The 26,983-nt window shown below is 44.6% G+C and carries 27 protein-coding genes and 4 pseudogenes; 13 read left to right on the top strand and 18 right to left on the bottom strand.

What is annotated here, in order from left to right:
* The 3 genes and pseudogenes from AB4375_RS09660 to AB4375_RS09650 form a co-directional block, all read right to left on the bottom strand.
* Positions 1–440, bottom strand: a 440-nt coding sequence (locus AB4375_RS09660; protein WP_372051447.1) for an IS5 family transposase, incomplete at its 3' end; no start/stop codon positions are given.
* A gap of 78 nt (positions 441–518) precedes the next feature.
* Positions 519–797: pseudogene (uhpT, locus tag AB4375_RS09655) on the bottom strand (hexose-6-phosphate:phosphate antiporter); the annotation flags it as partial.
* A 406-nt stretch (positions 798–1,203) separates the two neighbouring features.
* Positions 1,204–1,542, bottom strand: a complete 339-nt coding sequence (locus AB4375_RS09650; protein ID WP_017061543.1) for a DUF1840 domain-containing protein — start codon at positions 1,540–1,542, stop codon at positions 1,204–1,206.
* Positions 1,543–1,857: 315 nt separating this feature from the next.
* Between AB4375_RS09650 and AB4375_RS09645 the strand changes: the two genes are divergently transcribed.
* Positions 1,858–3,048 (top strand): GGDEF domain-containing protein, encoded by a 1,191-nt coding sequence (locus tag AB4375_RS09645; RefSeq protein ID WP_171733670.1) that lies wholly within the window; start codon positions 1,858–1,860, stop codon positions 3,046–3,048.
* Between the two features lie 25 nt (positions 3,049–3,073).
* On the opposite strand, the gene AB4375_RS09640 is transcribed toward AB4375_RS09645, so the two are convergent.
* Positions 3,074–3,358, bottom strand: coding sequence for a hypothetical protein (locus tag AB4375_RS09640; RefSeq protein ID WP_017061541.1), 285 nt, complete (start codon positions 3,356–3,358; stop codon positions 3,074–3,076).
* Between the two features lie 157 nt (positions 3,359–3,515).
* Between AB4375_RS09640 and AB4375_RS09635 the strand changes: the two genes are divergently transcribed.
* Entirely contained in the window at positions 3,516–4,388 is an 873-nt protein-coding gene (locus AB4375_RS09635) for a pirin family protein (RefSeq protein ID WP_372051445.1), read from the top strand.
* Positions 4,389–4,641: 253 nt separating this feature from the next.
* Here the strand turns inward: AB4375_RS09635 and AB4375_RS09630 are convergent, their stop codons facing one another.
* Complete coding sequence (locus AB4375_RS09630; RefSeq protein WP_017057600.1) at positions 4,642–4,923, bottom strand: pyrimidine/purine nucleoside phosphorylase; 282 nt, start codon at positions 4,921–4,923, stop codon at positions 4,642–4,644.
* 307 nt (positions 4,924–5,230) lie between these two features.
* Here AB4375_RS09630 and AB4375_RS09625 point away from each other — a divergent pair, with 307 nt between their 5' ends.
* Together AB4375_RS09625 and AB4375_RS09620 are read left to right on the top strand one after the other, a co-directional pair.
* A complete protein-coding gene (locus tag AB4375_RS09625) occupies positions 5,231–5,695 on the top strand; it encodes a DUF2850 domain-containing protein (RefSeq protein ID WP_017065063.1) in 465 nt (154 codons plus the stop codon).
* A 398-nt stretch (positions 5,696–6,093) separates the two neighbouring features.
* Complete coding sequence (locus AB4375_RS09620; RefSeq protein WP_372051444.1) at positions 6,094–8,634, top strand: glycosyl hydrolase family 18 protein; 2,541 nt, start codon at positions 6,094–6,096, stop codon at positions 8,632–8,634.
* Positions 8,635–8,778: 144 nt separating this feature from the next.
* Here AB4375_RS09620 and AB4375_RS09615 read toward each other — a convergent pair whose 3' ends face one another.
* On the bottom strand, positions 8,779–9,627 hold the full coding sequence (locus tag AB4375_RS09615; protein WP_076648613.1) for an alpha/beta hydrolase: 849 nt from the start codon (positions 9,625–9,627) through the stop codon (positions 8,779–8,781).
* A 176-nt stretch (positions 9,628–9,803) separates the two neighbouring features.
* Positions 9,804–10,397 carry a TetR/AcrR family transcriptional regulator gene (locus AB4375_RS09610; RefSeq protein WP_372051442.1) on the bottom strand — a complete coding sequence of 198 codons (594 nt, stop codon included), beginning with the start codon at positions 10,395–10,397 and terminating at the stop codon, positions 9,804–9,806.
* Positions 10,398–10,558: 161 nt separating this feature from the next.
* On the opposite strand from AB4375_RS09610, the gene AB4375_RS09605 reads away from it, so the two are divergent.
* The gene (locus AB4375_RS09605; RefSeq protein WP_017072390.1) at positions 10,559–11,515 is read left to right on the top strand and encodes an AEC family transporter; all 957 of its coding nucleotides are present in this window, start codon (positions 10,559–10,561) and stop codon (positions 11,513–11,515) included.
* 123 nt (positions 11,516–11,638) lie between these two features.
* Positions 11,639–12,679 carry an acyltransferase gene (locus AB4375_RS09600; protein ID WP_372051440.1) on the top strand — a complete coding sequence of 347 codons (1,041 nt, stop codon included), beginning with the start codon at positions 11,639–11,641 and terminating at the stop codon, positions 12,677–12,679.
* 125 nt (positions 12,680–12,804) lie between these two features.
* Here AB4375_RS09600 and AB4375_RS09595 read toward each other — a convergent pair whose 3' ends face one another.
* Together AB4375_RS09595 and AB4375_RS09590 are read right to left on the bottom strand one after the other, a co-directional pair.
* Complete coding sequence (locus AB4375_RS09595; protein WP_104216219.1) at positions 12,805–13,683, bottom strand: 6-carboxytetrahydropterin synthase; 879 nt, start codon at positions 13,681–13,683, stop codon at positions 12,805–12,807.
* Positions 13,684–13,915: 232 nt separating this feature from the next.
* Positions 13,916–14,370 (bottom strand): annotated as a pseudogene (locus tag AB4375_RS09590) (helix-turn-helix domain-containing protein).
* Between the two features lie 110 nt (positions 14,371–14,480).
* Between AB4375_RS09590 and AB4375_RS09585 the strand changes: the two are divergent.
* A pseudogene (locus tag AB4375_RS09585) lies at positions 14,481–14,964 on the top strand (YHS domain-containing (seleno)protein).
* Here AB4375_RS09585 and AB4375_RS09580 read toward each other — a convergent pair.
* Positions 14,961–15,083 (bottom strand): hypothetical protein, encoded by a 123-nt coding sequence (locus AB4375_RS09580; RefSeq protein ID WP_017061529.1) that lies wholly within the window; start codon positions 15,081–15,083, stop codon positions 14,961–14,963. The pseudogene AB4375_RS09585 and the gene AB4375_RS09580 sit on opposite strands and share 4 nt — an antisense overlap.
* Before the next feature lie 49 nt (positions 15,084–15,132).
* Between AB4375_RS09580 and AB4375_RS09575 the strand changes: the two genes are divergently transcribed.
* Entirely contained in the window at positions 15,133–15,768 is a 636-nt protein-coding gene (locus AB4375_RS09575) for an START domain-containing protein (protein ID WP_102398472.1), read from the top strand.
* Positions 15,769–15,810: 42 nt separating this feature from the next.
* Here AB4375_RS09575 and AB4375_RS09570 read toward each other — a convergent pair whose 3' ends face one another.
* The 4 genes from AB4375_RS09570 to AB4375_RS09555 form a co-directional block, all read right to left on the bottom strand.
* Complete coding sequence (locus AB4375_RS09570; protein WP_017061527.1) at positions 15,811–16,335, bottom strand: hypothetical protein; 525 nt, start codon at positions 16,333–16,335, stop codon at positions 15,811–15,813.
* An 8-nt stretch (positions 16,336–16,343) separates the two neighbouring features.
* The gene (locus AB4375_RS09565) at positions 16,344–16,730 is read right to left on the bottom strand and encodes an MAPEG family protein (RefSeq protein WP_004732742.1); all 387 of its coding nucleotides are present in this window, start codon (positions 16,728–16,730) and stop codon (positions 16,344–16,346) included.
* 626 nt (positions 16,731–17,356) lie between these two features.
* On the bottom strand, positions 17,357–17,824 hold the full coding sequence (locus AB4375_RS09560; RefSeq protein ID WP_004737023.1) for a YjiG family protein: 468 nt from the start codon (positions 17,822–17,824) through the stop codon (positions 17,357–17,359).
* Positions 17,824–18,561 carry a nucleoside recognition domain-containing protein gene (locus tag AB4375_RS09555; RefSeq protein ID WP_017061525.1) on the bottom strand — a complete coding sequence of 246 codons (738 nt, stop codon included), beginning with the start codon at positions 18,559–18,561 and terminating at the stop codon, positions 17,824–17,826. The genes AB4375_RS09560 and AB4375_RS09555 overlap by 1 nt, the downstream gene beginning before the upstream one ends.
* Positions 18,562–19,086: 525 nt before the next feature.
* On the opposite strand from AB4375_RS09555, the gene AB4375_RS09550 reads away from it, so the two are divergent.
* Positions 19,087–19,263, top strand: a complete 177-nt coding sequence (locus AB4375_RS09550; RefSeq protein WP_017061524.1) for a hypothetical protein — start codon at positions 19,087–19,089, stop codon at positions 19,261–19,263.
* Positions 19,264–19,517: 254 nt separating this feature from the next.
* Positions 19,518–20,957, top strand: coding sequence for a sodium:proton antiporter NhaD (gene nhaD / locus AB4375_RS09545; RefSeq protein ID WP_372051437.1), 1,440 nt, complete (start codon positions 19,518–19,520; stop codon positions 20,955–20,957).
* A gap of 14 nt (positions 20,958–20,971) precedes the next feature.
* Here the strand turns inward: nhaD and AB4375_RS09540 are convergent.
* From AB4375_RS09540 to AB4375_RS09530, 3 genes and pseudogenes are all read right to left on the bottom strand, one after another.
* A pseudogene (locus tag AB4375_RS09540) lies at positions 20,972–21,356 on the bottom strand (hypothetical protein).
* 171 nt (positions 21,357–21,527) lie between these two features.
* Positions 21,528–22,010, bottom strand: coding sequence for a methylated-DNA--[protein]-cysteine S-methyltransferase (locus tag AB4375_RS09535; protein WP_017061521.1), 483 nt, complete (start codon positions 22,008–22,010; stop codon positions 21,528–21,530).
* Between the two features lie 25 nt (positions 22,011–22,035).
* The gene (locus AB4375_RS09530) at positions 22,036–23,412 is read right to left on the bottom strand and encodes an AlkA N-terminal domain-containing protein (RefSeq protein WP_017061520.1); all 1,377 of its coding nucleotides are present in this window, start codon (positions 23,410–23,412) and stop codon (positions 22,036–22,038) included.
* 236 nt (positions 23,413–23,648) lie between these two features.
* Here AB4375_RS09530 and AB4375_RS09525 point away from each other — a divergent pair, with 236 nt between their 5' ends.
* On the top strand, positions 23,649–23,852 hold the full coding sequence (locus tag AB4375_RS09525) for a hypothetical protein (protein WP_017072361.1): 204 nt from the start codon (positions 23,649–23,651) through the stop codon (positions 23,850–23,852).
* Positions 23,853–24,035: 183 nt separating this feature from the next.
* Here AB4375_RS09525 and AB4375_RS09520 read toward each other — a convergent pair whose 3' ends face one another.
* On the bottom strand, positions 24,036–24,926 hold the full coding sequence (locus AB4375_RS09520; protein WP_017061518.1) for a LysR family transcriptional regulator: 891 nt from the start codon (positions 24,924–24,926) through the stop codon (positions 24,036–24,038).
* Between the two features lie 154 nt (positions 24,927–25,080).
* Between AB4375_RS09520 and AB4375_RS09515 the strand changes: the two genes are divergently transcribed.
* Positions 25,081–25,434, top strand: a complete 354-nt coding sequence (locus AB4375_RS09515; protein ID WP_017061517.1) for a DUF413 domain-containing protein — start codon at positions 25,081–25,083, stop codon at positions 25,432–25,434.
* Positions 25,435–26,040: 606 nt separating this feature from the next.
* Positions 26,041–26,841, top strand: a complete 801-nt coding sequence (nagB, locus tag AB4375_RS09510) for a glucosamine-6-phosphate deaminase (protein ID WP_017057618.1) — start codon at positions 26,041–26,043, stop codon at positions 26,839–26,841.
* Positions 26,842–26,983 lie beyond the last annotated feature (142 nt).

Raw genomic sequence — 26,983 nt, 5'->3', positions numbered from 1 at the left:
CGCCAAACTCGACGCTTCCCGTCAGTACCATGTTTTTTTACTTTCCATTCACCTTCACCGTAGACCTTTAGCCCTGTTGCATCAATGGCTAAATGCTGTATTGCGCCTCGGGTCTTTGTCTTGAATGACACATTAACCGTTTTGGCTCGTTTACTGATGCATGAATAATGAGGACATGACAACGGGAGTTGAGCGAGTTTGAAAACAGAATCGATGAATCCTTGTAACGCTCTCAACGGCATCGCGAATACTCGTTTAACCATGAGGGCGGTCGTAATGGCTAAGTCACTAAACAATCGAGGTCGATCTCGTTTACCTTGCTTGAGTTGCTTCCACTGTTGAATCGCTTCCTCATCAATCCAGAATGTCAGTGAACCACGATTGATTAGGGCTTGGTTATATTGTTTCCAGTTAGTTGTTCTGTAGCGAGGCTTTGGCATTGCTCTAAGTATGTGAGTGAACTTAGATGATCTGATCGTAGCTTTAAGCATTAGTTCCCTGATTTAGGAAACAAAGCCGTTTTTACCATCGGCATAATAGGAAACGACGGTTTTACCGATACCGTAAGTGATAGAGAAACCCAGACCGATAAGACCTAGATCCGTCATCGATAATCCATAAGTAGAAATCATGTCGTTTTGCGCGACATTGAAGTTCTTACGGATCAAATACATGGTTAGATAACCAATGAACACGACGAGGTAAGATTGTAGGAATGGTTTAAACCACATTTTTCTTCTAGTTTCGACCGGAAGATCCAGCGTCGGTTTTCGAACCTGATCTAGGAACTTTAACATTGTGAACTCTCTTATTTTTTGTGAGGTCTGCACGGCATAATTGCGGCCATACATTGTTTGTTAGTTGACCGTGAAATAATAAGGAGTCTAAAAATCGACCGCATGAGAGAGGGTCTTAGAATAACTAGGAAAAATTCTTAGTTCAGAATTGGGAGTCAAGAAAGCGTGAACAGCATCACTTTGTTTACGGTCTGTTATGGATTGATATTACGATAACAAAAGTCACTCATTTCAGGGCTGACGAACCTTGTAAATAAACAGAAACGAGTGGATTACTTCACTAAAAAAACACCAGTATCGGTTCATCACCATAAAACTCCATGGTCATGGTGTGTCCGATACTGGTTCAGCATTCATTCTGATTAAAATAGATTCAATAGGCTTGTTACGTTTCGCGTGAATCGTACTACAGTCGCTTGCCGCTACCGTCTTCCCACATTACTTCACATTCATCTTTGATGGCAGCTTTTAATAATTCAACCAGTGGGAACGCTCGACTACCGATATTAACAGGCGCTTCAACCACCTCTTCTTCATTGTCGTCATCAGTATTTTCATGCTCTACGGACTTGCTCTGCTCTGCTGCAATAGCAGCACGTAGATTATCCAGAGCTTGAGGAACCTCTGAAGCATCCATAGCACCTGGGATGGAGCCGCTATGCCCAAGCATCTTGATGAACTGGAGGCCGACTTCACCAAACATCGTGACACTAGCATGAGCTTTACAACTAAAGGTAATTAACATAATGAGCCTTTCTTAATTTTGGTCGTTTACAAACTATGTGGAGTAACTCTCTGGAAAGCAAGTAGATAAAGATCAAACAACGGTTACAAGTTTGATGCTTAAATCTAATCTTCTAGAGATGACCAGCACCATCGGTGATATACATCACTATTTGGAATTGATTGAACAGCCTTTCATATGAAACCTTGATAGTAGTCACACTAAATAGACATCTAAGCCTCTGCATAGCTTGTTATTTAATCTACTATTAACACCATTATCAAAAACTTTGGCACAGATCACATGAAAAGGCTCGTCGGCAGGCACCTAGAAGAAATGGCGGACATACGATCCACCCGCAAGCAAAAAATTGTCCACTCCTTTTCACTGACTGCCGCTGCGTTATTCATTTTCTATACTTGGGCTTACTTCGAAGGCGAGCATTACACGCTGTCAATATTCGAATTGTGCTTCGCCATCATTGCCATTTCTAACGCTTTATATGTAAGAAAAGTCATCAATCCTGAGTATTCCGAATTGATTCTGAGTGGTGTTCTTCTAGTTCAGGGCGTCATCCTATTCTTGTACAGTCACGCCATCCCAGATCGCATCCTCTGGCTCTACCCTATTCTGGCGGCGGTGATTTTTATCAATGACTTCAGAATTGGAATCATCTTCAGCACCTCATTTTGTTTGTTTATCAGCACCTTAATTACGGCAATGCCCAATAACTTTTCTCTGCCATTTAACAGCACACATCGGTTTATTCTTAGCCTGTTTACCATGAGCTTGGTGTGTCACACGTCCGCTTATTACTACACAAAAGCCGTCAGTTATATCCAACGCCTTTATAAAGAAGGCATTGAAGATCTGGCCTACAGAGACCAACTTACCGGATTGGCCAACCGTTGGAGCTTTGAGCGCTGGGCGGTGGAAAAGCTTGCGACAGTGGATAGTGAGCGATCACTTACGGCATTGGTCTTTTTGGATATAGATGACTTTAAAGGCATTAACGACAGCTACGGGCACGATGTGGGAGACAGTGTCTTACAGCATTTTGCCAATCGCTTGAGCAACAACATTCGAACCAGAGACAGAAAAAGCCATGAATACGATTATTCCATCGCGCGCTTTGCTGGAGACGAGTTTGTTCTGATGCTCTACGATGTGCCAACTCGTAAAGATCTAGACGGCATTCTAGATAGGATCTGCGGGCTGTTCGAAAGCGGCTGTCAAACAAACGAGAGAATCAAGGAATTGACGTTAAGTGTTGGGGTTGCTTTGTATCCGCAAGATGCCCAAGAATTACATGAGCTGACGAGATGTGCTGATAAAGCGATGTATGTTGCCAAGCATTCAGGAAAAAACCGATATGCTTATTATCACGACAACCCAGTATCGACCCTGATAGAAGAACTACCAACGAGCCTTGTTAGCTCAGCACCGGATTCATCTGAACTTGAAGATTGCTTTGAAGCGAAGATCGAAGGGAACAATGTTACGCTATTAAAAACGCGCCAACGCTAGCCATTCCTATAACGGAGCGGCGCTGCTAACCTGCAAGGTACATAAGCCAAAGACTCACTAACCCGATCATAATAATCCATATGACTTGACGTGTTCGGTTTGGGTTATTCCCTTTAGGTCGCCTCACCACGGTTTTAAAAGCGGCTTGCTTAGCTGACTGAATAAACGGCGCTTCTATCTCACGTTTTTTCACGCGGCGTTTAACTGCGCTGTTTGCAACCTCTGTAAAGCGCTGGCTTTGCTCCGTTGTAAAGTCGTTATCAAAACCTATCCGACCATGCCTTTCGCCATGTTTTTGCTGAACTGCCATAGCGGCCTCCTTGGCGATATACTCTCTATTGATTATAGACATAATTTCATATTGTTACCTGTTCAAGATTTTCGAATAAGTCACTCAACGCTGTGCCATCTTCTTTTTAAATCAAATTACATAAACTACAGCTATTCAAGTTTATGAGGGTTTCAAAATGACGAATGTGAGAGCAGTAGATCATGTGATTACAGCACATGCCACCTCAGATGGTGATGGCGTCAAAATCCAACGACTCGCAGGTTTTAATAACGCACGTTTCTCTCCATTTTTAATGATTGATGAACTGAAGTCGGATGAAAGCAAAGACTATGTTGGCGGCTTTCCTCCACATCCTCACCGTGGGATAGAAACGCTCACTTACATGCTCCAAGGTCACTTCCAACACAAAGACCATATGGGGAATGTTGGAGAGCTACGCAGCGGTGGCGCTCAATGGATGGCCGCAGGCCGTGGTGTCATTCACAGCGAAATGCCAATGATGGAAGAAGGTGCGCTGCATGGTTTTCAGATTTGGATAAACCAACCTGCGACACACAAAATGCAGCCAGCTCAGTATCACGATTTCCAAAGTGAAAGCATCGCGGAGCATCAAAGTGAACAAAGTGGTTTGTTAAGAGTGATTGCCGGAGGGTTTGAACTGCACAACCAAACTGACAAGGATTCAGAGGCTTTACGAGCGCAGGGTCCATTACAGAAAACAGGTGTGCCATTAAGCGTTGCGGATTGGCGCTCTCATTCTGGGCAAAAAGTGACGTTAGGGACTAATGTTAATCACAATGCCATGACTTACGTGTACAAGGGTAGTATTAAGATCGGCGACAAAGTGATCAACCAAAGTCAACTTGCCCTGCTCACCAAAGCTGACTTGCTGTCTTTGGGTAGCTTGGAAGATTCAGGGGTACTGATTTTTTCTGGTCAGCCGATTAATGAGCCGGTTGTGCATTATGGCCCGTTTGTCATGAACTCGATGGAAGAGATTGAACAGACAATTCAAGACTACAACAACGGTGTGTTTGAGACTTACTGATGTCTTGGCTTTGAGCTTTGAGCTTTGAGCTTTGAGCTTTGAAGATTGAAGATTGAAGATTGAAGATTGAAGATTGAAGATTGAAGAGATTTTGCAACGAACAACGATTTAGTCATCCATTTGATGACTACAAAAACAAGTGACACTATCCACTGCCGGTTACTATCACTTATTTAACCACGCTCCTAGAGCGTGGTTTTTTTCTATTCAATCAGAGACAAACGATGCCCTGATTGAACAAATTTAGATCTGATTACAAATACTCACATAGGTAAGCTGTCGCTTCTTTTACCTGTAGGTCGAATGAAGAGTCACCCGCAACGTCAAAAGACTCACCAGATTGGTATGTCGTCCAATCATCATCGCCAACACGCTTTACAATCAAAGCACCTTTAACAACGGTCATCTTTTCTGGAGCCGCAGTACCAAAAGTGTACTCACCAGCCGCCATTACACCAACACTCACATCAGCACCAGACTGGTTAAACGCTAACGACTTAACGCCACCTTCAAAGTATGTGTTTTCTTTAATCATTGTACTTCCTTGTTATCTTCAAATTGCAATAATTGAGCTCACCGAGTAAGCCTATGCGTAAATTTAGGTGATAATTGTTTTAACCAATTCGAGACTTTCCTACAAGAAATAAATACGCATAGCTTAAGCATTTCTGGAATTCGCTTTCATTGATAACGTAAATACTGAGGAGCAAGGCTAAAAACCACTAACGCAACCAAATTTATTAGAACATTCGATCCTGCTTCTAACTCTTAGAACAATTTTTGCAAACTAAGGTTTTAGTTAATAGAATCTAAAACAATATCAGTCGAAAAATGAAGAGATAATGGCAAAAAAGCCGACTAAAAGCAGAGATCTATTTGCCAACTCGTTACTCTACGGCTTCCTATTAGCTGGCTTTATGGTTGCCCTCACCGCCGGCTATTTTGCTTACCAAGCCCACCAGCAATCTGTCAGCCCAAGCAACGTCTATGGCACATGGATAGAGATTGCGGCGCCACCTTACAACACCGACATCCTGACACTTTCAGAAAACGGTGTGATGATGAATCATCGTCTTATCACTACCTCATTCGATTTTGACGGGAAGATCGTCACGATCAACACTGGCTCTGGAACCACCGTTTACACCATCAGTGGTACTTACGATTCGCCTCGCTTAAAGCGATTAGAGCCAAGCGTACCATCTCAGCAATTTATTAAAGAAGGCTACGAAGATACTGCGACTGGTGATACCCATAGTGTCATGCAACAACGACGCGCTTCCTTAGCTGAGCAATTCAAAAGATAACCCTCTTATCCATACTGCCATAAGCATTCGTCTTCAAGTTTACCCGTCGATCGACCCCGCTCGCTCAACATACTTCACTTTGTGATTCAGCTTCAATCCACAGTATTTTCTTATAGTTTGTCGCACCTTTTCATAACTTCATGTCGTGAATTTTCACTTGTGAGATTTTCCTACTGAAGGATGTTTTATTTTATAAAACATGGACTCAGCCTCTCATTCATTAAGCAACAGAATTGTAACAAGATACAATTTTTTAGTTGTCCATCGAAAACGGATTTATTTTCAGTTATGAAATTAAAACTCTCTCGAATACTGACTGGGAAGCTCCTTCAAAACTGATTGGAGCCGTTTATGGGGCCATTGGGTTCTCGTAATCTTCAAGGAATGAGAGAAATAGTATGATTCGTATAAATACCTGTGCTGCAAGCATTGCTCTAGCGCTATCTGGTACAGCATTAGCTGCTCCAACAGCACCTAGCATCGACATGTACGGTTCCAACAACCTGCAATTTTCTAAAATTGAACTCGCGATGGAAACCACCTCTGGCTACAACCAGATGGTTAAATATCACGACAAAGCAAAAGTCGACGTTAAGTTCAACCAATGGAGCGGAACGTCAGGAAACACGTACAACATCTACTTTGATGGCGTTAAAGTAGCCACTGGCCCAATCACTGGCAGCCAAACCACGGCTTCATTCGAATATGGCCAAGGCGGCTTATTCGAAATGGAAATAGAAGCGTGTGACGAAACAGGTTGTAGCAAAAGCGCACCCGCTAAAATCACGATTGCCGATACAGATGGCGCACACTTAGCGCCACTTGCGATGAATGTGGATCCAAACAACAAGTCATACAACACAGATCCAAACACGGTAGTCGGTACTTACTTTGTTGAGTGGGGTATTTATGGTCGTGACTACACGGTAGATAACCTACCTGCTGATAACTTGACCCACATCCTTTACGGCTTCATCCCAATTTGTGGTCCTAACGAATCAGTAAAATCGGTAGGTGGAAACAGCTACAACGCCCTCATGACAGCTTGTCAGGGTGTTAATGATTACGAAGTAGTGATTCACGACCCATGGGCTGCTTTCCAGAAGAGTTTCCCTCAAGCGGGCCACGAATACAGCTCACCGATCAAGGGTAACTACGCAATGATGATGGCGCTCAAACAGCGTAATCCTGATTTGAAGATCATCCCATCGATTGGTGGCTGGACGCTGTCTGACCCGTTCTTTGATTTCACAACTAAAGCCAACCGTGACACCTTTGTAGCGTCTGTTAAGAAATTCCTTAACACATGGAAATTCTACGACGGTGTGGATATCGATTGGGAATTCCCTGGTGGTGGCGGTGCTGCTCCAGACCTTGGTGATCCTGTAAATGACGGCCCAGCTTACATTGCACTGATGGCAGAACTTCGCGTGATGCTAGATGAGCTAGAAGCGGAAAACGGTCGTACTTACGAGCTCACTTCTGCGATCGGTGTTGGTCACGATAAGATTGAAGACGTGAACTACGGCGATGCTATCCAATACATGGATTACATCTTCGCAATGACTTACGACTTCTACGGCGGTTGGAACAACGTGTTAGGTCACCAAACAGCACTAAACTGCGGTAACTTCATGCGTCCTGGTCAATGTGATGGCACAGGCCTTGATGAAAATGGCGAACAATACACAGGCCCAGCTTACACCACAGACAACGGCATCCAACTGTTGCTTGAGCAAGGTGTTCCAGCGAACAAGCTTGTGGTTGGTACAGCGATGTACGGTCGTGGTTGGGAAGGCGTATTACCATCATCACTCACCGATCCTAGCGACCCTATGACAGGGGTGGGTAACGGCAAACTGAAAGGCAGCTCTGCGCAAGGCGTATGGGAAGATGGCGTTATTGATTACAAAGGCATTAAAGCAAACATGCTTGGCGCGAATAACCAAGGCATCAACGGCTTCGAATATGGCTATGACGAAATGGCAGAAGCGCCTTACGTTTGGAACCGCACTTCAGGTCAGCTCATCACATTTGATGATGATCGCTCTGTAAAAGCAAAAGGCGCGTACGTTCGTAGCCTTGGCCTTGCGGGTCTATTCTCTTGGGAAATTGATGCAGATAACGGCGACATCCTGAATGCAATGCATGAAGGCCTAGCGGGCGGTACAACTGATCCTGTCAACCGCAAACCAACGGCAGCTGCAGGTACAGACCAATCGGTTGAAGGCCCAGCTTCTGTTTCTCTAGATGGCAGCGCTTCAAAAGACAGCGACGGTACAATCGCGAGCTACGCTTGGTCTCAAGTCGGCGGTACAGCAGTAACACTGGCGAACGCTAATGCTGCGGTTGCGAGCTTCGATGTTGTTGAAGTCGCTCAGCAAGAAACACTAACCTTCAGCCTAACGGTAACGGACAACGAAGGTGCTACTTCTACTGACACCGTTGTTGTAACAGTAAGCCCTAAAGATACAGGCCCAGTAAACACAGCACCAGTAGCAGTGGTTACGGCTCCGGCTGAAGTGAATGCGGGTGATGTAGTCGTGGTTGATGCATCGGCTTCAAGCGATGCTGACCAAGACACATTGACCTTCACATGGGATGTACCTGCTGGTATTGATGCAATGGTTCAAGGTTCTTCAGTGAGCTTTGTCGCAGCGGAATACACGAAAGATACAACGCTGAACTTCTCTGTAACAGTCAGCGATGGCACAGAGACATCGGTAGCAGCTACTTCAGTGAAAGTTCTTAAGAAAACCACAGGCGGCGGTACGTGTACTAACGCTTGGGATTCAGGCGCGGTTTACACTGGTGGCGACCAAGTGACTCAAGGCGGTAAGGTTTGGGAAGCGAAATGGTGGACAACCGGTGAAGATCCAACAACGACAGGCCAATGGGGCGTGTGGAAAGAGATCGGCCCAGCAAGCTGTGCTAACTAAAAATAGGATTGAGCTAAACACCAACTAAGCACCTAAAAGCAAGGCCAACCAGATAATGTCTGGTTGGCCTTTTTAATGTTTGTTTTCTTAGCTTTGAGCTTAGGATCTTTTTACTGGCGTCCTACTGACTTGCGCTCGTTGTGCTTAGCCAATTAAGTTATCAAAGCTCTCAAACACTTGTGGGCACTTCATCACTCGCCCGTGACCTTGGCCTTGAGTCGCAATCAAGGTAACGCGACCCATTTCATTAGCTGCTCGCTGAGACACATCAAACTTAGTAAACTTGTCTTGCTCATCATGAACAATGATCGTCTGAGACTCACGAAGCGCTAGCTTTCCATAGGGATCAACAGACTGAATTGGATAGTTAAACTGCTCTTCCACTTCACCCACGACCGCCTCAAACAACTTCATTGAGTAGCCAGAACGCGCAACGCTGCCAAATAGGTTTTCTAGATAATCCAGTACAGGTGCAATCAGCAATAATGGCTTGTTTTCCAATTTAACGTGCTTACATTCCAACGCAGAAGCCGTGCCCATACTGTGACCAACTAAACCTGCTACTTCACCCACCGAATCGAGAACAGCTTCCAAACCATTCACAAACGCTGGGATATGACCATGTACGCCATCACTGCCACCATGAGCAGGATGATCGTAAGCCATTGCAGTAAAACCTTTAGCAGCGATGTGTTCCATTAAAGGAAAGAATTGACTCGCGGTGCCAGACCAACCATGAGTCAGCACCCAAACAGGCCCCGTACCCAAAGAATAGGTTTTTAAAACGCCATCACGACCTTTGATTTCACTCTTAATAAGCCCTTGTGGATCCGCGTTTTTTTGCTCGGTACGCATCGGAGTGAGCAGCAGTTTACGTGCCGTTTTCTTTGCATGACTCGGCGCTAAAATGTAGTGCAGATTGGTTGTAGCGCCAATCAAGCTACGCTTGAAGCTGAATTTGTTCGATGTATTGAAATAGATTTTGTCACTCATGACCGTTCCTTGTATCGCCATCATCATTGGCGGATCGAGCTCGGCCCTAAAAATCGAACGACCGTGCTATTTGTTAGTGTAAAAAATGGCGATAGCGCTTTTTATGGCTGCTTGCCGCCACTTCTCTTAAAATTTCTTATAAGCCTTAGTTAAACAAAACTCAGATGCTTTGCGAGCTAAACCTCTTTCCAGCTAGCGATTAAGCGCTCTACACCACTCCAAAAATGAGTGTGGCTGGCTTGTTGGCCCCGTAATGAGTAGAACAAGTTCGCACTCAAATAAAGACCGTACAACTCGAAGGTTGCCTGTTTCGGGTCTAAATCGGCTCTGAATTGTTTGCTTTCAACCGCTTTTTCTACCTGAATCGTCAAGTAATCAATCCACACTGAAATGGTTTTCTGCAGTGCCTTCTGAATCACAGAAGTTTCGCTGCCTGCATCTTTCCAAGCATCAATAAACATGCAGCTGCCTTGGAACGAATGGTTCCAGCCAAGCCAATTATCGAGCAGTTGTTTCAGCTTGGCTTCAATATCACCGTCGCCCAACTCTCTCGCCGGAATGATGACTCTTTCAGTGAATATGGCGTTGGAATACTCGAGTACAGAGAGTTGCAGGTTTTCTTTAGAGTTGAAGTGTGCAAACAAGCCACTCTTAGACATGCCACACTGTTTGGCTAATTCGCCAATCGTCAAACTCTCAAGCCCGTTTTCACTCGCAAGTGCGAATGCATGACTCAAAATATACTCTTTGGTTATCTTTCCTTTACTCATTATTCACCAAGGATAAATCTGATACGTTATTTTTAGCACGTTCGTTCTTTTTTTCAAAGATTTTTACTTATCTATTGGGATTCAATTTCTCTTCTCAAAGAATTGTGGAAAAATGCGACAGTATTCAAAGGAAATTGAAATCGACTAACAAAGGAAAAACAATGAACACACTTTGGGAACAGTTTGCGTTTTCGGCGTCAGTAACAGGCCCTATCTGTTTAATGCTGTTTCTTGGTGTGATGCTCAAACGAATCGGCTTAATCAACGACAATTTCATTGATGTCGCATCTAAGGTGGTCTTTCAAGTCACCCTACCCGCGATGCTATTTCTGAGTATTGTTCAATCGAATCACAACTTTTCAGCCAGTAGCGCGTTAGTTGCCTTTGGCGTCATCGCTAACTTTATCTTTTTCTTGTTCACGATTTTCTCGACCAAGTTAGTATTTAAAGGTTCGAAAGATCAAGGTGTGATTGTCCAAGGTGGATTCCGCGCTAATACCGCGATCATCGGCCTCGCCTATGTAGCTAATATTTATGGTAACCAAGGCGTGGCATTGGCGGCTATCTATGTCGCATCCCTAACCGTGCTATATAACATTCAAGCCGTAATTGCACTGACACCCAAAGGCGAAGACACAGGCGCGAAAGCGATTAAAGTGATCGCTAAGTCGATTACCAAAAACCCATTGATCATCGCTATTTTCTTAGCGGTCGTCTTCTATGCACTTTCGATTCCTATCCCAAAAATGGTCACTGATGCTGGTCAATATTTTGCCAACATGACGTTGCCTTTAGCACTGCTGTGTACCGGTGGGTCGCTCGATATCAGCTCGCTCAAACAAGAAAAGTTATCGACGTGGTTTGCCTCTAGCTACAAGTTAATTGCCTCACCGTTACTGATTACATTGGCGGCTGGTTACTTAGGATTTGAAGGGCTCGATCTCGGGCTTATCTTCTTGATGAGCGCGGCACCAACGGCAGCGGCAAGCTACGTTATGGCTCGTGCGATGGGAGGAAACTCAACACTGGCGGCTAACATCATCGCGCTTACTACTGTTGTTTCTCTTATCACTTGTACTCTCGGTATTTTTGTACTTACTGCAATGGATTTAATATAGCTGCGACAGGCTTCAAAAAACCGACACTAGCCTTGAAACAAAGGTCATAAGCCTTGATTTAGGACTAACTGGTTGGGCATAAAGACTGCTAGATTTCGTAAAAATTTTACTAAGAGATCTGATATGTCTTCCGTTCAACATACGCCTTCACAACACATCGCCAGTATTGAGTTGGGTCGAGTGATTGCTATCTTGGCGATCATTGGTTTACATGGCCAAGTGGCACTCACTTATTGGCAAATAGATGAAGTGCCTTGGATCGGTTATGTACTCAACCAAACCGCTCGTTTTGCGGTACCTCTGTTTTTCCTAATTTCCGGTTATCTTATTCAGCCCAAGCTGACTGCCTCCCCGTGGCAAACCGTCATTAATTACTCTAAACCACTGCTTAAGGTTTGGTTAGCATGGAGCATCATTTGCTTAGTGATGCCATTCAACCTCGCGAAGGTAGAAGAGTTTGGTTACCTAGGTGAGCGCCAAGGCTATTGGGGTTTCTTAATGAACACGCCACTTAACTCTTTCTTAGAGGGTGGATTGGTTCATTTATGGTTTATTCCCGCTCTCGTATGTGCAGTTTTGATCATTGCTTTGATAGTCGAAATGAAACTCGACAAACTGCTATTACCAGCGGCCATTGTACTTTACGTTTATGGTGTTTTAGCGGGCAGCTACGCAACGCTAACCGGGGTAGAAGCACCTTTCTTCACGCGTAATGGCCCGTTCTTTAGCACGTTAATGGTGACCTTAGGTTTCCTTATTCGTCAGAATCAATGGAAGGTGTCATCAACTAAAGCGTTGGGGTTATTAGCGTTAGGCATGTTGATTCATTTTGCTGAGGCATCATGGCTCACCACGTTCGACGTCGGATTCAACATGAATGATTTCTTGTTTGGCACGGCGCTATGGGGGATGGGCGTGTTCATGTGGCTTTTAGCAAATCCAAGCATGGGTAACTACGCTTGGGTTCGCGCCATTTCAAATCGCATGCTAGGTATCTACGTCAGCCATTTGCTGATCATTATCGTGTTGTTCAATGTCTGTGGAGTTTTAGGCATTACGGAATTGGCAAAAGACGTTACGGTATTTTTTGGCACCGTATTGTTGAGCTTCGGGTTGGTTGTTGGAATCGAAAAAACACCACTGCGACGTGTGCTGCTTCGTTAGTGTTTGTGCCTAACATCATCAGCTAAATCAGTTTTAAAGAGTCACAAAAAGTAAAGGCAAGATAACGGATTATCTTGCCTTTATTTCATCATGTCAGTAATGAGACTGTGTCACTCGCTGGAGTGTTATCGGAACGCCATTGCGCCCTTGCCAACACCTTCATAAGCGACGATTTGTAGTGATTGGTTCTCTGCTAGGCTCGGTTCAACTTGATCCGCGATATAGCCAGCAAGTAATTCCACCGTGGTATCTGTCGGTAAAATTTCCGTCTCACTCTTAGCAATCGCTAGCTCAAATTCGCCTTGTGGCGCGGTGTAGCGGAAGCCATAGTGACTTTCATCATTAACACTGTTCGCGTTTTCACTCAGGTTAAGTGATGAAACTGAAACTTGGTCTTCTTTAGAACCTAAATAAATGTCTTCCCAACGCTGAGCAAATGCTTGTTCACGTTGCCCGTCACGCTGACCATCGACCACGATTTCTACTGGAGAACGGTGACCATGCGCGATGCGTTGGCAGTTGCCATCATGCTTTTTTAAACCATGGGTGTAGTGGTAGAACGCGCCATTAATGTTCTCATGACGTAGGGTGATCTCTAACCCTGTGACGTTACTTGGTAGGTTATCGCGAAGAATATTGTAAACGTGTGCGGTCACACTCTCGATGGTGATCGCTTCTGCATCAATGAGGCAATATGCTTCATCAGGGCAATGTAGATGAAGACTCTTGTCACCACGCAACACATCAACCTTAGAGTAGCCCGCTTTGCTCGCTTGAAGAACAATTGCAGCGCTCTGCATTGGCAGCAGCAAACGATGATCAACATGCTCATCGACAAGCTGTTTGATCTGCTTTTTGACCTTGCTAAAATCCAGCACCATGCTCATTTCATTAAGTTCACCAGACATGGTGACATCTAAAATCCAACTATCTCCTACGACCCCTCTGTGTTCACAGATGTATGAAGAATCGATAACGGTAAGGTCTCTTACAAATAGGTTCAAGTTGAACTCCTTAATACTTTAATGAGATACGGGAGGCTGAATAATGTTCAGCAGGCACTTCGTCTCATTGGTGTCTAGATAAAATAGGACGGGCAGGATGTTACAACGAGCTTATAAAGTCCACCTTTTTACACCCTCTTCCGATAAAAGAACAAACTACATACAATTTCCGCTAAAACATAGACCAGCCAGATACGAATAGCCATAAATCGGGTGGGGATTGCCTGCCGTTTCACGACGCATTTTGCTTTAGCCAAAGGCGCGGCGACACTCCGGCAACATGTTGAAAAGCACGTGAGAATCCTGAATAGCTATTGTAACCCACTTCATCAGCGACCCAATTGATCGGCTTATTTTGCAATAACAGAGATTGAGCAACAGAGACTCGCCACTTTTGCACATAATCTCCCGGCGTTTCACCCACTTCCCGTTTGAACGCTTCAATAAACTGAGTACGAGACATCGCGGCCAGTGACGCCATTTCGGCAAATAAACAATGCAAGGCTGCGACAAATGCCTGTGTTCCGTGTGAGCGCTAGACAAGCTCAACTCCCCCGCGCTCAATACATGAAGGTGGCCCTCTTTACCTTGTTGCGCGTTAAATGACGATACTCCACACAGGTTTCCAGAATAGAAAACGCCAGTGCGTATCGAGAAGTGTTCCATTAGTTGTGAAAGCAGATCCATGCATCCTCCGAACGATTCGCTTAGTTTTTAGTTCTTTTGTCCCTCTATAGACCGGAAGAGTGGGCTAAATTATTTCAAACAAGATAACCAACACTGACAAGGAACTTGATATGTCACACATGAAATCGACCAGTCAAAAAATCACTCTAATGGCCGCGTTACTAGGCACCAGCTTTTCGTTAATGGCAGCAGACCTTGATATGAGTGTCGACAGCAATAACCTCGCAATTAAAGGCTATGATCCTGTCGCTTACTTTGCCAATGAAGGTCCAGTAAAAGGCACATCTGAGTTCACAGCGACCTATAAGAATGCGATCTATAACTTTGCGAGCAGTGAAAACAGAGATGAATTTCGAGCCAATCCAGAAGCCTATGCCCCTCAATATGGCGGTTACTGCGCGTTTGGAGTAGCCATGGGTAAGAAGTTTGAAACCGACCCTCTCGCTTGGAAGGTGGAAGATGGAAGATGGAAAGTTGTATCTGAACTTAGACAAATCGGTTCAGAAACGCTGGCTGGAGAATACACAAGAGTTCATCCAAGACGCCAACAGCAACTGGACAACCATCAAAACCGTAGAAGCCTATAAGCTCTAGCCTACAGCGCTTATCCATTGCCCAAGAATAAAACGGAAGCGACCGAACGCTTCCGTTTTCATTGGGATTTTCCCCAAAGAGGCCAACCCAAAGCGATTGGCAACACCTACTAAGTCCATTTCTATTCTATACTCCTAGCAGATAAGCTTTTCTTTTTATGGAAGAATAATGACATTACCTAAGATTTTGGTACTCGGCCTCTGCGCCCTATCGACACTGACTTATGCCAACCCATGGCAGTTCGTCAAAAGTGAAGATGGCATCATGATTGATAAAAGGCCACACAGCGAAGGCTTGGTCGAAATACGAGCACAGATGCAAACGCCCACCACTTACTCCGGTTTTTTACTGTTATTGGAAGACAGTGAGAACGTGCCAAACTGGATAGATAATGTATCGCAAAGCCGTGTGTTGATGCAGATATCTGAAGATGAAAACATCGTCTATACCCAATTCAAAGCACCGTGGCCTGCCAGAGATCGAGACATGGTGACCTACTCAAAATACAGCATTGAAGATGGTCAGTTTGTCTTGTCGATAAAGGATGCGTCGAACTATTTGGCGAAAGAGTCGGGGTACATTCGAATCTACGATGTGGACGCTCTTTGGACGCTGCAACCGCTGACTAATGGCAATACCTACATCACCTACACCGCGTATGCGAACGCAGGTGGCATCTTGCCAAATTGGTTGATGAACAAGTTATCGATAGGCAGTGCACTGAGCACGTTTAAGGGGCTAAAAGAACAGTTACCAAAGTACCAAGGCCAACAGCACCCTAACCTGCCAAACGAGTCTCGCTAACGGTACAAGTCGATAAGTAAATGAACGAAGTAAGGTTAAAGATTAAGGTCTTCTAGCGAGATCGCGAGCTAAGATAAGCGCCAAGCCAAATACTTGAAGAAACAGGGCGATGTTCTTATAGAAAGCCATTTTCTCATCAAGCCTTTGGATTAACTCAACCAAGGTCAGGTTATCCAAATAGTAATCATCGATTCGAGTTCGTTGCGCTTCTTGTGCACTGTTTATCAGCATCATCAGTTTCGGTAAGTGAGCCAAAGAGATACTTGGCACTTCGCTACTCACCCAACGCCTAAGTTGCCCACGCAGTGCTTCGTCGAGAACCGTGGTCGGCTGCACCGTTTCTGGTTTATCAAGGTGAATCAAAATCGCTTCACGCTTGCGCTCTAGGGTTTCAATCGTATTCCAAGCAAGCTGTATTGAGTACACATTGCCGTATTTGCGATCGTTGTATTCCGCTTTCTCAGCTTCAATTTTATCGAGCACCAAACTCGACATGACAATCGCCATGATGTTGAGTATCAAGCCTGCGAGGACAATCGCCCAAGCAGGAGGAAGACGCAACGCCATAATGCTCCCTAGAACATTTTATCAAAAGGTAGGTAAGCTAAGTTTAGGACAATCAAAGAGATCATGCAGATAAGCGTTAACACCATACCCACTTTTCGACCTTTGAAGTTCTTCGCTAAGATCCCTTTCGCATGAATCACACGCCCCAGAATAAACGCCACACCAATGACATGAATCAGCCACACACCGGCGCCATTCATCTCTAACAATCCCATCAAAATAACGGTGATTGGGATGTAATCCATAGCATTACTTTGTGCCGAACGTGCTATCTGTAACGACTCGACACCGCCATCAGCATGAGCAACAAGATTGATTCGCCTTTGCTTGATCACCTCTATTGCTAACCAAATCATTACGACCGTCAGCAAGGCTGCGTAAAGTGCTGTAACCATCATATTTCCCTATTATTTTGTGTTTACTCAGTGTTCTTTGTTATCTGTTCGACAACACCCGCCGAGATAAAATGAAAATCGCGCCCGAGCACTTGTAAGAGATCTCTCACACCGAACGTAAGAGATCACAATCAAGCTTCGCAGAAAATTCCTAAAATACAAACCCAAGCCCTTGTTTTGTATGAATCCACGCATATTTCTTTCGATCAGCGGGTACATTTATTTCTTGAGGTGGATTGTGAGCAAAGCCTCTGCAGTGTTTAATACACATGTCGACAGGGAGTTGGCAGGAACAGGAAAAAGCCTAACGGATTAGGTATCTTCAGGATGAAGATTTGATGGCTTAGGATGAGTTATCAGTAAGGAAGTTATGCTCTAGGATAGAGTCACTTGTCAGGATGATGAGTTAGTAAGGACACCGCTAGGACGGCGATGAATTGGATAGGTTAAAGGATTTAGCCACGTCAAGGAACGATGCAGGGAGCACCAGTTACCTATTGAAAGATAAGTAACGCGCAGTAGCAGGATGGCTACGAAAAGAACAGACCCCGTTTGGTGAAAGCCAAACGGGGTTTCCTTTTTTGTAACGTCTAAAAGCTATTCGCAGCTAACTGTTAAAAGTCACGTTACAAAATAATGTTCATCAAGAACATTGCACCAAACGCATTCAATACCGAAATCGCGATCATCACCGGGATGTAGCGACCTTCAGTACCAATTGGCCCCATAATACGACCCATGTATTGCACTTGAGAGCCCATCAAGTAGATAGCCGGCGCCAAGATAGCGATATGGTTGCCGTTCAGAATACCTTGGTCAAACAGCGTGATAACCACGCCCACCGCGCCACCCATCGACATCCACGCACCAATCAATACCGCTGCCGCTTCGCCCGGTAAACCAAATACCGCCATGATTGGAGCAAATACACTGCCCATCAAATCCAGCGCACCCGTTATCTGCAACGCCTTGATGATCACAAACGCCATCAGAACATTCGGTACCGTAGAGGTAGTCGCAATAACCCAGCCTTTCTTAGCACCTTCAACGAAAATATCAGTAACCATTGGTTTCTTTGCTTTAACTTCGCTCATTATGCTACTTCCTCTTCCAGTTTTTGTTCTTTGTCTGATTTTGGTTTGTCTTCTTTGCCTTCAGTAATGTTGAGGTAAATACGGAACAGATTCGCGCCGACAAACTTAAAGATAAACATCACAGCGACAGCCAAACCAATTGACGATGTCACCGCTAAAGAGCCGTCCATCGCGGTTAGAGTGAACAGCACCGCACCTGAAGAGAAAAAGTTAACGATCGCCGCACCCGCCGTAAACTGGAACATGGTGAACACATCGGTTTCACGCTTAGTGAGATGCCCTTCATCTTTCAACTGACGTGTCATCGCTGCGCCAGCATCGGTACTTTGCAAAGACGCGATCAGTGCCAAGCCTGAGTTACCCGGAATACCCATCAGAGGGCGAAGCAGAGGTGTCAGTAGTTTACGAGCCGCATCCAGTGCACCGTAGTGCTCAAGTACGTTGATCATACCCAGTGCAAACATCACAGTCGGAATAAGTGTCAAAGCAAAAATGAAACCGTCGCGAGCACCACTACCGCCTTTACCACGCAGTGACGTCGTTGCCGCTTGAATACCATCGGCCGTTTCACTCACATCGTAAGCGACCTTACCGAATGAACCGTTGAGCGTTGTAAAATCGAACACTCCATACCATTCATTGGACTGCATTAAGCCTGAAAAGAACACCATCGCGAACGCGAGTGCGATATAGCTGCCGATCGTGACTTTACGATCGGTTTTGGTTGGATTAGTCATAAGGACCTCTATACATCTCGTTTATGTGGAACAGAACACGTATAGATAGTGCAAACTAATGTTCGAAAGGTTAATGACCAAAATCAAATAGCGTATCGGTTTAAATAAAAGAAGCACAGCAACATATAAAACTGTGATTTGGATTTAAAAGCAGGACCATACGCTAAATAAATTAGAATATTTCACATACAAAACTAAAAAATCTTGCTTCAACAGCGCAACCAAAAACGCACACAATCGCCACACAAGTCTGGCTTCTAGTGAGAAGTTTTTACCTAGTGCGATCTCTGATAATGCTGTAAGAGATCTCTTACATTGTTTTTCTGGTCAATTTTAATTCGATTATAATACAGAGACTTAAAAAGTGATTTTGCCTCCAGAACGCAACCGTTTTCCCTTAGTTGATTGAGTTTTGAGCCAAGCGCAAACAGTGAGCCATTTTATAAAGAATTTGAGCTTAATTCGAAATTTCAGCCCTCAGAGGTGCTATAGACTTCGCGCAGCCAATATAGAAGGAGAACGGTGATGACTATGGAAATGAGAACGCTTAAATATCAAGTAATGGGCAAAGGCATGTGGATCACTGCAACAGTATCTCGCGTAGTAGCGGACAAACTTGCGCTTGAATACCAATCCTATGGCTGGCCTGTTGAAGTATGTGCAGCAGAACAAACACTGACGTTTGATCTCAATGCTGCATAATGTTGGCAATTTCGAATAAGCTCTATCGGCACTGAGTCCGGTAGGGCTTTTTCTTTGGTCTTTGGTCTTTAGTCTTTAACTTAAGTGTGGAAGACAGTAATTTTGAGTATGTAAGACCGTATTTCGTTCACATCACAGTCTATTCCTTTCATTATAATCTATTGAATTATTAAGATATCTATCACACTGCACATGGTTATTTAGGTCTACTCTTTTACCCGTGTTAATAACTTATTAACTTCGGAGCGTAATCCATGTTAGGTATCCAGCTTTCTGCTGTTCTCTCTTTGTTACTCTTTTCTTCGGTAGCAGGTGCTGCCACTTCTCAGTTGGGAGAACCACTCAAGCTCACCAACTCATTCGCTGGCTACCTATCCCTGACCATTTTCGTTGTCGCCTACATCGTGGTGATGATGGAAGAGTACCTAAAGCTCCGAAAATCTAAGCCAGTGTTACTTGCAGCAGGACTGATCTGGATAATCATTGGTTTTATCTACCAAGAACACAACCTTGTTGAAGTCGCTAAGCAAGCACTCGAACACAACTTACTGGAATACGCTGAGCTGTTACTTTTCCTACTCGTCGCCATGACCTACATCAGCGCCATGGAAGAGAGAAGACTGTTTGATGCGCTGCAAGCGTGGATGGTGGGCAAAGGCTTTAATTTCCGCTCTCTGTTCTGGCTAACCGGTATTCTGGCCTTCTTTATCTCACCGATCGCCGACAACCTCACCACAGCTCTATTGATGTGCGCCGTGGTTCTGAAAGTCGCAGGATCTAACCCTAAATTCGTTAACCTAGCCTGTGTGAATATCGTGATAGCCGCTAACGCTGGCGGCGCGTTCAGCCCATTCGGTGACATCACAACGTTGATGGTGTGGCAGGCTGGTTATGTGAGCTTCAGTGAATTCATTCCCTTATTTATTCCTTCAGTGATGAATTACCTCGCCCCTGCAATGATCATGTCTTACTTTGTTCCCACAACCCAACCCGACACGGTGCATCAGCACGTTGAATTAAAACGCGGTGCAAGACGCATCGTGTTGTTGTTCATCATGACCATCGGCACTGCGGTTGCTTTCCATGCCGTACTCCACTTCCCTCCAGTAATGGGCATGATGATGGGGCTGGCGTATCTACAGTTCTTTGGTTATTTCTTGCGTAAGACCTTACCAAATTCACTGGCGAAGAAAAAAGCGGTGGCGATTGCCAACAATGATGGGGGGGCATTGAAGCGACTCGGTTCAGTCGTGCCCTTTGATGTATTTCGAAGAGTGTCCCATGCCGAATGGGACACTCTGCTGTTCTTCTACGGCGTGGTAATGTGTGTAGGTGGCTTGAGTCTACTGGGATACTTGGAGCTTGCCTCTGGCGTGATGTATAGCCAATGGGATCCAATTTGGGCCAACATCATGGTGGGGATCTTATCTGCGATTGTCGATAACATTCCGGTGATGTTTGCCGTGTTATCGATGGAACCTCAAATGTCGATGGGTAACTGGCTACTGATCACCTTAACCGCAGGCGTTGGCGGCAGCTTGTTATCTATTGGTAGTGCGGCAGGTGTGGCGTTAATGGGCGCGGCGCATGGCAAATACACCTTCTTTGGCCACTTGAAATGGATGCCAGTGATCATGATTGGCTATGCCGTCAGTATCGCTGCACACCTATGGCTTAATGGCGATCTTTTCTAATTCGGAGATCTTTTCTAGTTCGAACTGTCTTTCACAGGCTTATCTACAAGTGTCCAGACGTTACTCAATTGTATCGCTGGACATTGGTTGCAAGTTAGCATCTCGCCCTTCTGTTGAATGCGCATCACTAGTCTAGAGTCAGTTCGGCTGCTTCCAGAATTGAATTCAATGGTGATCAAGTCATCATCAACACGATAGGTTCGAGTCACGGAATTATCCGTTGTTTGATAAGTCACTTGCCCGGATTCAAAAAGTAGATAACTGTCATTATCTGCGTTCTCATACATACCTTTGAACAGAGCAAGCTGTGGAACCTCGAAAGGTCGGCTGGTATCAGTTAAACAACCTGTCAAATAATGCAGAGCTGCAGCCAGATATTAGTAAGGGGAATCTATTCATTTGGGCATCCTTGCCTAGAGAACATAGTCAAAGAATATGCAACCAAATCGATATTTCCCAGAAAGCGTTGATTTTAATTCAAAGTCATATTTTAAGAACCACTCGCCTTCACCATTAAGTAGTACGAGATATTCAGCCAGCATCTCGACAGGCTCATGGCTAAATCGCTTGCTAGTCTTGCTCTCTTCCCTCTATCACCAATAAGTGCTGTTTACGTTCTACGCCACCTGCATAACCCGTCAGTTTGCCGTTTTTACCAATCACACGGTGACACGGCACAATCACTGAAACCGGATTTTTGCCATTCGCCAAACCCACAGCACGAACGGCTTTCGGATTGCCTATCGCATCGGCCAGTTGTGCATAGCTCCAAGTCTCTCCATAAGGAATGGTCGTCAGCGCCTGCCAAACCGACTGCTGAAATGGCGTGCCCTTGGCTGCAATCGGCACAGAAAACTGAATAGCTTCGCCCGAGAAATAGCGATTAAGCTGCTCGATAGCCAATGCAAAGATCGGAAAGCTATCATCTTGAACACCCAACGGTTCCGGCTTGGTGGTATGTGTCTCGAACCAAAGGCCGAGCAAGCCTTCATCGTTCGCCTGTAACGTCACGGTTCCCAATGGGCTCTCATAGTAAGTAAAACGGTTGTCCATGATATCTCCTAACTTAGTATTCCGATTAAGACTGATTCCAACAGTGGAACGTGGCGTAACTACCCCAAGGCGAAACACTCTCCGTGTTGATGGCGGGGCGATGCTCAATAAACTTCTTCACCACCAAGTCACCAACCAACAGATGATTAGGTTCGCTTAACCCGCGAAGCAGTGCATATTGAATAGTCCAAGGCCCAATCCCTTTTAGCTCAATCCATTTGGAAGGATGCTCAGCTTCATTGTCGACCATGTATTCGGCAAAACGCTTTAGGGTCTCTTTGCGGCTTCCCGGCATTCTCAAGAAGCTAACATCAGCGTCCGCTATCTGTTTTGGTGTTGGGAAGCTGGCTTTCTCATGTTCATCAGAAAGCTCTTTGACCAATAAGTTAAGCTGACCAATCGCCGCGGTTACCGAAACTTGCTGTCCTAGAATCGCTCTCACGCCTGCCTCCCAAGCACTCCACACGCCAGGAATACGGATACCACTCTTAGCCACCAAGTTAGGATCGATAGTCGTAAAGAACGTCTCAACCTTGGCAATATCGACATCAAGATCAAACATACGGCGGATATTCGCAATCAAGCTTCTTAATTGGCTTATATCATCCAACTCGAATTCAATATCCAAGCGGTTATCTTTGGCTAAAGTCGCCTTGAACCAACCCTTTGACCCGTTCACATTTACCGTGCGCTTATAATAATCTTCGCCAACGCCTTCTAAGCCCTCAATCATTCTTCGTCGATAAAACCTCAACAAGTGGTTCCAATCTAAGGGTCCATGAAAACCAAGCTGAATATGATTACTCTGAGTGTCACTTGGCTTCGCTCGCCTAATTTGGCTTGGCGAAAGCTGCAGCTCTTTTTGAAAGGCATCATTAAAACGGCGCGTACTATTGAAGCCACTAGCAAAGCCGACATCAGTAATGCTCATGCTACTGGTGTGCAGCAACTGCTTGGCAAACATCAATTGACTGTACAGGCTATATTGCTTGGGTGACACGCCGATGTAATTGTCGAATAAGGTTCGTAAATAACGATCTGAAATACCTAACCGCGTTGCAAGGTCGACGATAGATCCTGAATTCAGAGCGCCATTATCAATCAACTGCATCGCACGTAAGAAAGTGGTTTCGACGCCCTTCCAAGCCGGCGAAAAAGGTGCGCTGTCTGGTCGACAACGTAAACAAGGACGATATCCCGCTTTCAATGCTTGAGCTTGATGGGAAAAATATTCGACGTTTTCTTCTTTGGGTGGTGTGGCTGGGCAAATCGGGCGACAAAAAATTCCTGTCGTTTTCACCGCTGTAAAAAACATCCCATCAAAGCGAGCATCTCGTGCATATCGAGCCAAATGGCACTGCTCACTGGTTAAGCTGCTGTTGTGATTGATCTTTTTCGACATGCCGTACTCTTCCCACTTACCATAGCGTTTGATCCGATACCTAAAAGTTTACCGTGAACCACCATTGTCGCTAGCCACTTTCGGAAGCGAAGGTCAGATAAATCACAAAAAAGGGTTTTAATTTTATTCAATTCGACTAAATTTAACCTAGAGAGGGCATTCTTCTCACAACGTCAACGATCGGTACTTAGCACGCCAAGATGCAGAGACCTATCGAATATAAAAAGGAAAAGGCTATGGTTCTACACACATGTCGTATTGTTTTATCAAATCAACAGGTTCTCACCAGTCAATCAGTCGAGCAGTCTCTAAGCTTTCTTGAAGACAAAGCGGACAACGGGATTTCTATGATCGAGATTGACGCAACGGATGGCAATCAAATCCATTCGTACATGTCACGCTCTCTTGAAGAGTCTATTGAGAATCTAATGAACCTATAGGGCTTTTAATAAAGGCTACACATACCAGGCTTAAACGATATTTATGGAATTAGAAACGATCTCTAGTTCCGAAAAGAAGTACATTTCTGGTTTAAAACAAAAATGGCTCCCAACTATACAATTAGTTGGGAGCCATTTTTTATTGAATCTAATCAGCAAAGCCACTGCTTACCGCGAATGCCGTTACTCAGGTGCTTGTTCAGCGGCTTGCTGCAATGTGTAAGCCGTCGATGGGTCAATCTCATTAACCAACTTCTCAACCTGCATGATCGCATCAACCGAGGTACTGCTTTTACGGTAGCTCAGATAAATTGGGAGATACCAGTCTTCAACCCCTTTCACCTTGTGCAGCTGACCCGAATCGATAAAAGGTTCGACTAGAGACACCGGAAGATACGCACTGCCGCCTTTCTCTAAAATGAAATCGAGGGCGATACGGGCTGTAGAGGTACGTAGGTACGGTGCTGGCACTTTAGGGTGACGTTCTGCGTGTTCAGAACCAAAGCGCGTTCCCCAATCCACATAAACATACTTATGTTGAAATACAGATTCCAGATCATCTTGCTGCGTTGATACCAACACCAAAACCAAGTCAGCGACTTTTTTACAGTTCAGCTCTTCTGCTTTGATCTGATCGAACGCGAAAGCCATATCTAAGGTTCGTTCTAACAAATTACGGTTCAGTTGCTCGCGCCCCATCACCTCTGCCATAAAGCCGTAACCACCAAAAGAGTCGGTTACCACACTTAAACAGTTTTGCAGATACGCATCCCAAATATTCGGCGTGCCGCCCAGCGTTAACTGCAAGGCTTTACCACTCTCTAACGACAGCTCAAATTTGGCTTGTTGTAGGGTGGACACCATCACTTCGGCATAACCAATCAAACGTTCACCGGAAGATGTGAGTTTGATGTTATTGCGGTCACGAATGAAGAGCTGAGTATCAAAATAGCCTTCAAGCTGTTTGATCCGCGCACTCACCGCCGCTTGTGTTAAATACAAGTTTTCAGCTGCACGCCCAAAATGGCGCACCCTTGCAACCTCAAGAAAGGTTCTAAATACTTTCACATCCATCAAATACATCTCTGTAATAAATCTGCTAACTAGCCGATCTAGGATTGTTTATCGTAAAGGCAAAAACATTTTGTTTCCTATTTTAGCCTTTTAACAATATTTTCGCGTGAGCAATAAACACTAATTTCTATCTAACCACATTACTGAGGCTGATATGTCTGAGACCGAATTCCGACACGGAAAAAAACGTTTTTATGACACCATTAAATTCCCGAGAGGGTTCGCTAAGTCGGGTGATTTTACTCTTTCAGAAGAGGAAATCCTAACCTTGTTTGGTGACACTATGCTTGCACTTGAAACTGGTGAACTAGCACCAATCAATGCAGAAGAAAAACACTTCATTAAAGTGTTGTCTCACCCTCATAAGGCAAAGTCCAAGTTAGAGCGTGTTTGGTTGAAGTACATTCAACTGGCTCGTGGACGCCGTCGCTTTCACACCCTAAACGGCTGCAAACGCGGCGACGTATCTAGGGAAGAATACGAAAGTGAGTTAGTGTTAGAAGATTAGTAAAATCGCTCAAAGTGATACCTCATCACTTTGGGCTTTTTTTTGCCTTCAAACACACATCTTCTTTGTAATTGGTAAGTTTAGCCAACCTATCCATTTTTACCAATATTTATATACAATTCATAGCGATAGCGTGACTAAAACACAGCTCTCGTTCAATCTTATGGGTATTCATCCCACTGAGATTCATCGTTCTTCATCCTGCCCCTGTCTTTTATCACGATAGCGCTCCATTGCCATCATTATTTTTCTAGTTTCAACTATACGCTCAACGCTTGTTTATACTCGAAACACGTTAATGCACCAAAATTCGTCAATGGTTCGAGCGATGCCATTATTGCAATAATCGTATCAAGGTATAGAAACACACCAACCCTTTCAGGTGCTGAATTAGATCAACATTGCTGTATATGACAAACGTATTAATCTTGTTTAACGCCACCAAATATCCATACAATAATCGTGCAATTTTGAGAGTTCCAGTCACAGTTACGACGAAAAAAGCAAAAACTTGACCTAAAACAATAGCGGAACTGGATAACTTATTTTATAATGCGAATTAATGTTTCAGAACACTATAAAATTTTATTTCTAGGGGCAAAATCAATGAGACTTATTCCATTAAGCAACAAAGCTAAAGTAGGTAAATGGGCTGCTCGTCATATCGCAGATTCAATCAACAAGTTCGCTCCAACGGCTGAGCGTCCATTTGTACTAGGTCTTCCTACTGGTAGCACACCTCTAACTACTTACGCTGAGCTAATTGAACTTTACAAAGCTGGCGAAGTTAGCTTCAAGCACGTTGTAACATTCAACATGGATGAGTACGTTGGCATCGACCCTAACCACCCAGAGTCTTACCGCACATTCATGCACGAGAACTTCTTCAACCACGTTGATATCCAAGCAGAAAACATCAACCTGCTAGACGGCAAAGCTGAAGATATCGATGCTCACTGTGCAGCATACGAAGAGAAAATCCGTTCATACGGCAAAATCAACCTGTTCATGGGCGGCGTAGGCATCGACGGTCACATCGCATTCAACGAACCAGGTTCTTCTCTATCTTCACGCACTCGTATCAAAACGTTGACTGAAGACACTCGTATCGCGAACTCTCGTTTCTTCGATGGCGACATCAACCAAGTTCCTAAATACGCACTAACTATCGGTGTTGCGACTCTTCTAGATGCAGAAGAAGTGATGATCCTTTCTCTAGGCCACAACAAAGCTCAAGCGCTTCAAATGGCTATCGAAGGTTCTGTAAACCACATGTGGACTGTTACAGCTCTACAGATGCACCGTAAAGCTATCATCGTTGCTGATGAGCCAGCTCAACAAGAGCTAAAAGTTAAGACTCTACGCTACTTCCAAGAGCTAGAAGCTGAGAACATCCAAGACCTATAATTCCTATAGTCTTGAATAGCAGGGCGTTTTTATAAAGAGAGCGTCTTGAATAGAAAAAGCCACTGAATGTGGCTTTTTTTGTGCCTGCTGCTTTTGTATTTAATGGGAAGATATTTCGGATATTTTTTAGAAGCACAAAAAC

Origin of the sequence: Vibrio sp. 10N.261.51.C6 (assembly GCF_041471785.1) — a bacterium.
GTDB classification, from domain to species: domain Bacteria; phylum Pseudomonadota; class Gammaproteobacteria; order Enterobacterales; family Vibrionaceae; genus Vibrio; species Vibrio crassostreae_C.
Note: the sequence above shows the minus strand (reverse complement) of the source record. Positions and strands in the feature narration are given on the sequence as shown.

Coding starts and splice junctions, on each gene's coding strand:
- AB4375_RS09650 (WP_017061543.1), bottom strand. CDS start 1,542: ATGTTAATTACCTTTAGTTGTAAAGCTCATGCTAGTGTCACGATGTTT.
- AB4375_RS09645 (WP_171733670.1), top strand. CDS start 1,858: ATGGCGGACATACGATCCACCCGCAAGCAAAAAATTGTCCACTCCTTT.
- AB4375_RS09640 (WP_017061541.1), bottom strand. CDS start 3,358: ATGGCAGTTCAGCAAAAACATGGCGAAAGGCATGGTCGGATAGGTTTT.
- AB4375_RS09635 (WP_372051445.1), top strand. CDS start 3,516: ATGACGAATGTGAGAGCAGTAGATCATGTGATTACAGCACATGCCACC.
- AB4375_RS09630 (WP_017057600.1), bottom strand. CDS start 4,923: ATGATTAAAGAAAACACATACTTTGAAGGTGGCGTTAAGTCGTTAGCG.
- AB4375_RS09625 (WP_017065063.1), top strand. CDS start 5,231: ATGGCAAAAAAGCCGACTAAAAGCAGAGATCTATTTGCCAACTCGTTA.
- AB4375_RS09620 (WP_372051444.1), top strand. CDS start 6,094: ATGATTCGTATAAATACCTGTGCTGCAAGCATTGCTCTAGCGCTATCT.
- AB4375_RS09615 (WP_076648613.1), bottom strand. CDS start 9,627: ATGAGTGACAAAATCTATTTCAATACATCGAACAAATTCAGCTTCAAG.
- AB4375_RS09610 (WP_372051442.1), bottom strand. CDS start 10,397: ATGAGTAAAGGAAAGATAACCAAAGAGTATATTTTGAGTCATGCATTC.
- AB4375_RS09605 (WP_017072390.1), top strand. CDS start 10,559: ATGAACACACTTTGGGAACAGTTTGCGTTTTCGGCGTCAGTAACAGGC.
- AB4375_RS09600 (WP_372051440.1), top strand. CDS start 11,639: ATGTCTTCCGTTCAACATACGCCTTCACAACACATCGCCAGTATTGAG.
- AB4375_RS09580 (WP_017061529.1), bottom strand. CDS start 15,083: ATGGACTTAGTAGGTGTTGCCAATCGCTTTGGGTTGGCCTCTTTGGGG.
- AB4375_RS09575 (WP_102398472.1), top strand. CDS start 15,133: ATGACATTACCTAAGATTTTGGTACTCGGCCTCTGCGCCCTATCGACA.
- AB4375_RS09570 (WP_017061527.1), bottom strand. CDS start 16,335: ATGGCGTTGCGTCTTCCTCCTGCTTGGGCGATTGTCCTCGCAGGCTTG.
- AB4375_RS09565 (WP_004732742.1), bottom strand. CDS start 16,730: ATGGTTACAGCACTTTACGCAGCCTTGCTGACGGTCGTAATGATTTGG.
- AB4375_RS09560 (WP_004737023.1), bottom strand. CDS start 17,824: ATGAGCGAAGTTAAAGCAAAGAAACCAATGGTTACTGATATTTTCGTT.
- AB4375_RS09555 (WP_017061525.1), bottom strand. CDS start 18,561: ATGACTAATCCAACCAAAACCGATCGTAAAGTCACGATCGGCAGCTAT.
- AB4375_RS09550 (WP_017061524.1), top strand. CDS start 19,087: ATGACTATGGAAATGAGAACGCTTAAATATCAAGTAATGGGCAAAGGC.
- nhaD (WP_372051437.1), top strand. CDS start 19,518: ATGTTAGGTATCCAGCTTTCTGCTGTTCTCTCTTTGTTACTCTTTTCT.
- AB4375_RS09535 (WP_017061521.1), bottom strand. CDS start 22,010: ATGGACAACCGTTTTACTTACTATGAGAGCCCATTGGGAACCGTGACG.
- AB4375_RS09530 (WP_017061520.1), bottom strand. CDS start 23,412: ATGTCGAAAAAGATCAATCACAACAGCAGCTTAACCAGTGAGCAGTGC.
- AB4375_RS09525 (WP_017072361.1), top strand. CDS start 23,649: ATGGTTCTACACACATGTCGTATTGTTTTATCAAATCAACAGGTTCTC.
- AB4375_RS09520 (WP_017061518.1), bottom strand. CDS start 24,926: ATGGATGTGAAAGTATTTAGAACCTTTCTTGAGGTTGCAAGGGTGCGC.
- AB4375_RS09515 (WP_017061517.1), top strand. CDS start 25,081: ATGTCTGAGACCGAATTCCGACACGGAAAAAAACGTTTTTATGACACC.
- nagB (WP_017057618.1), top strand. CDS start 26,041: ATGAGACTTATTCCATTAAGCAACAAAGCTAAAGTAGGTAAATGGGCT.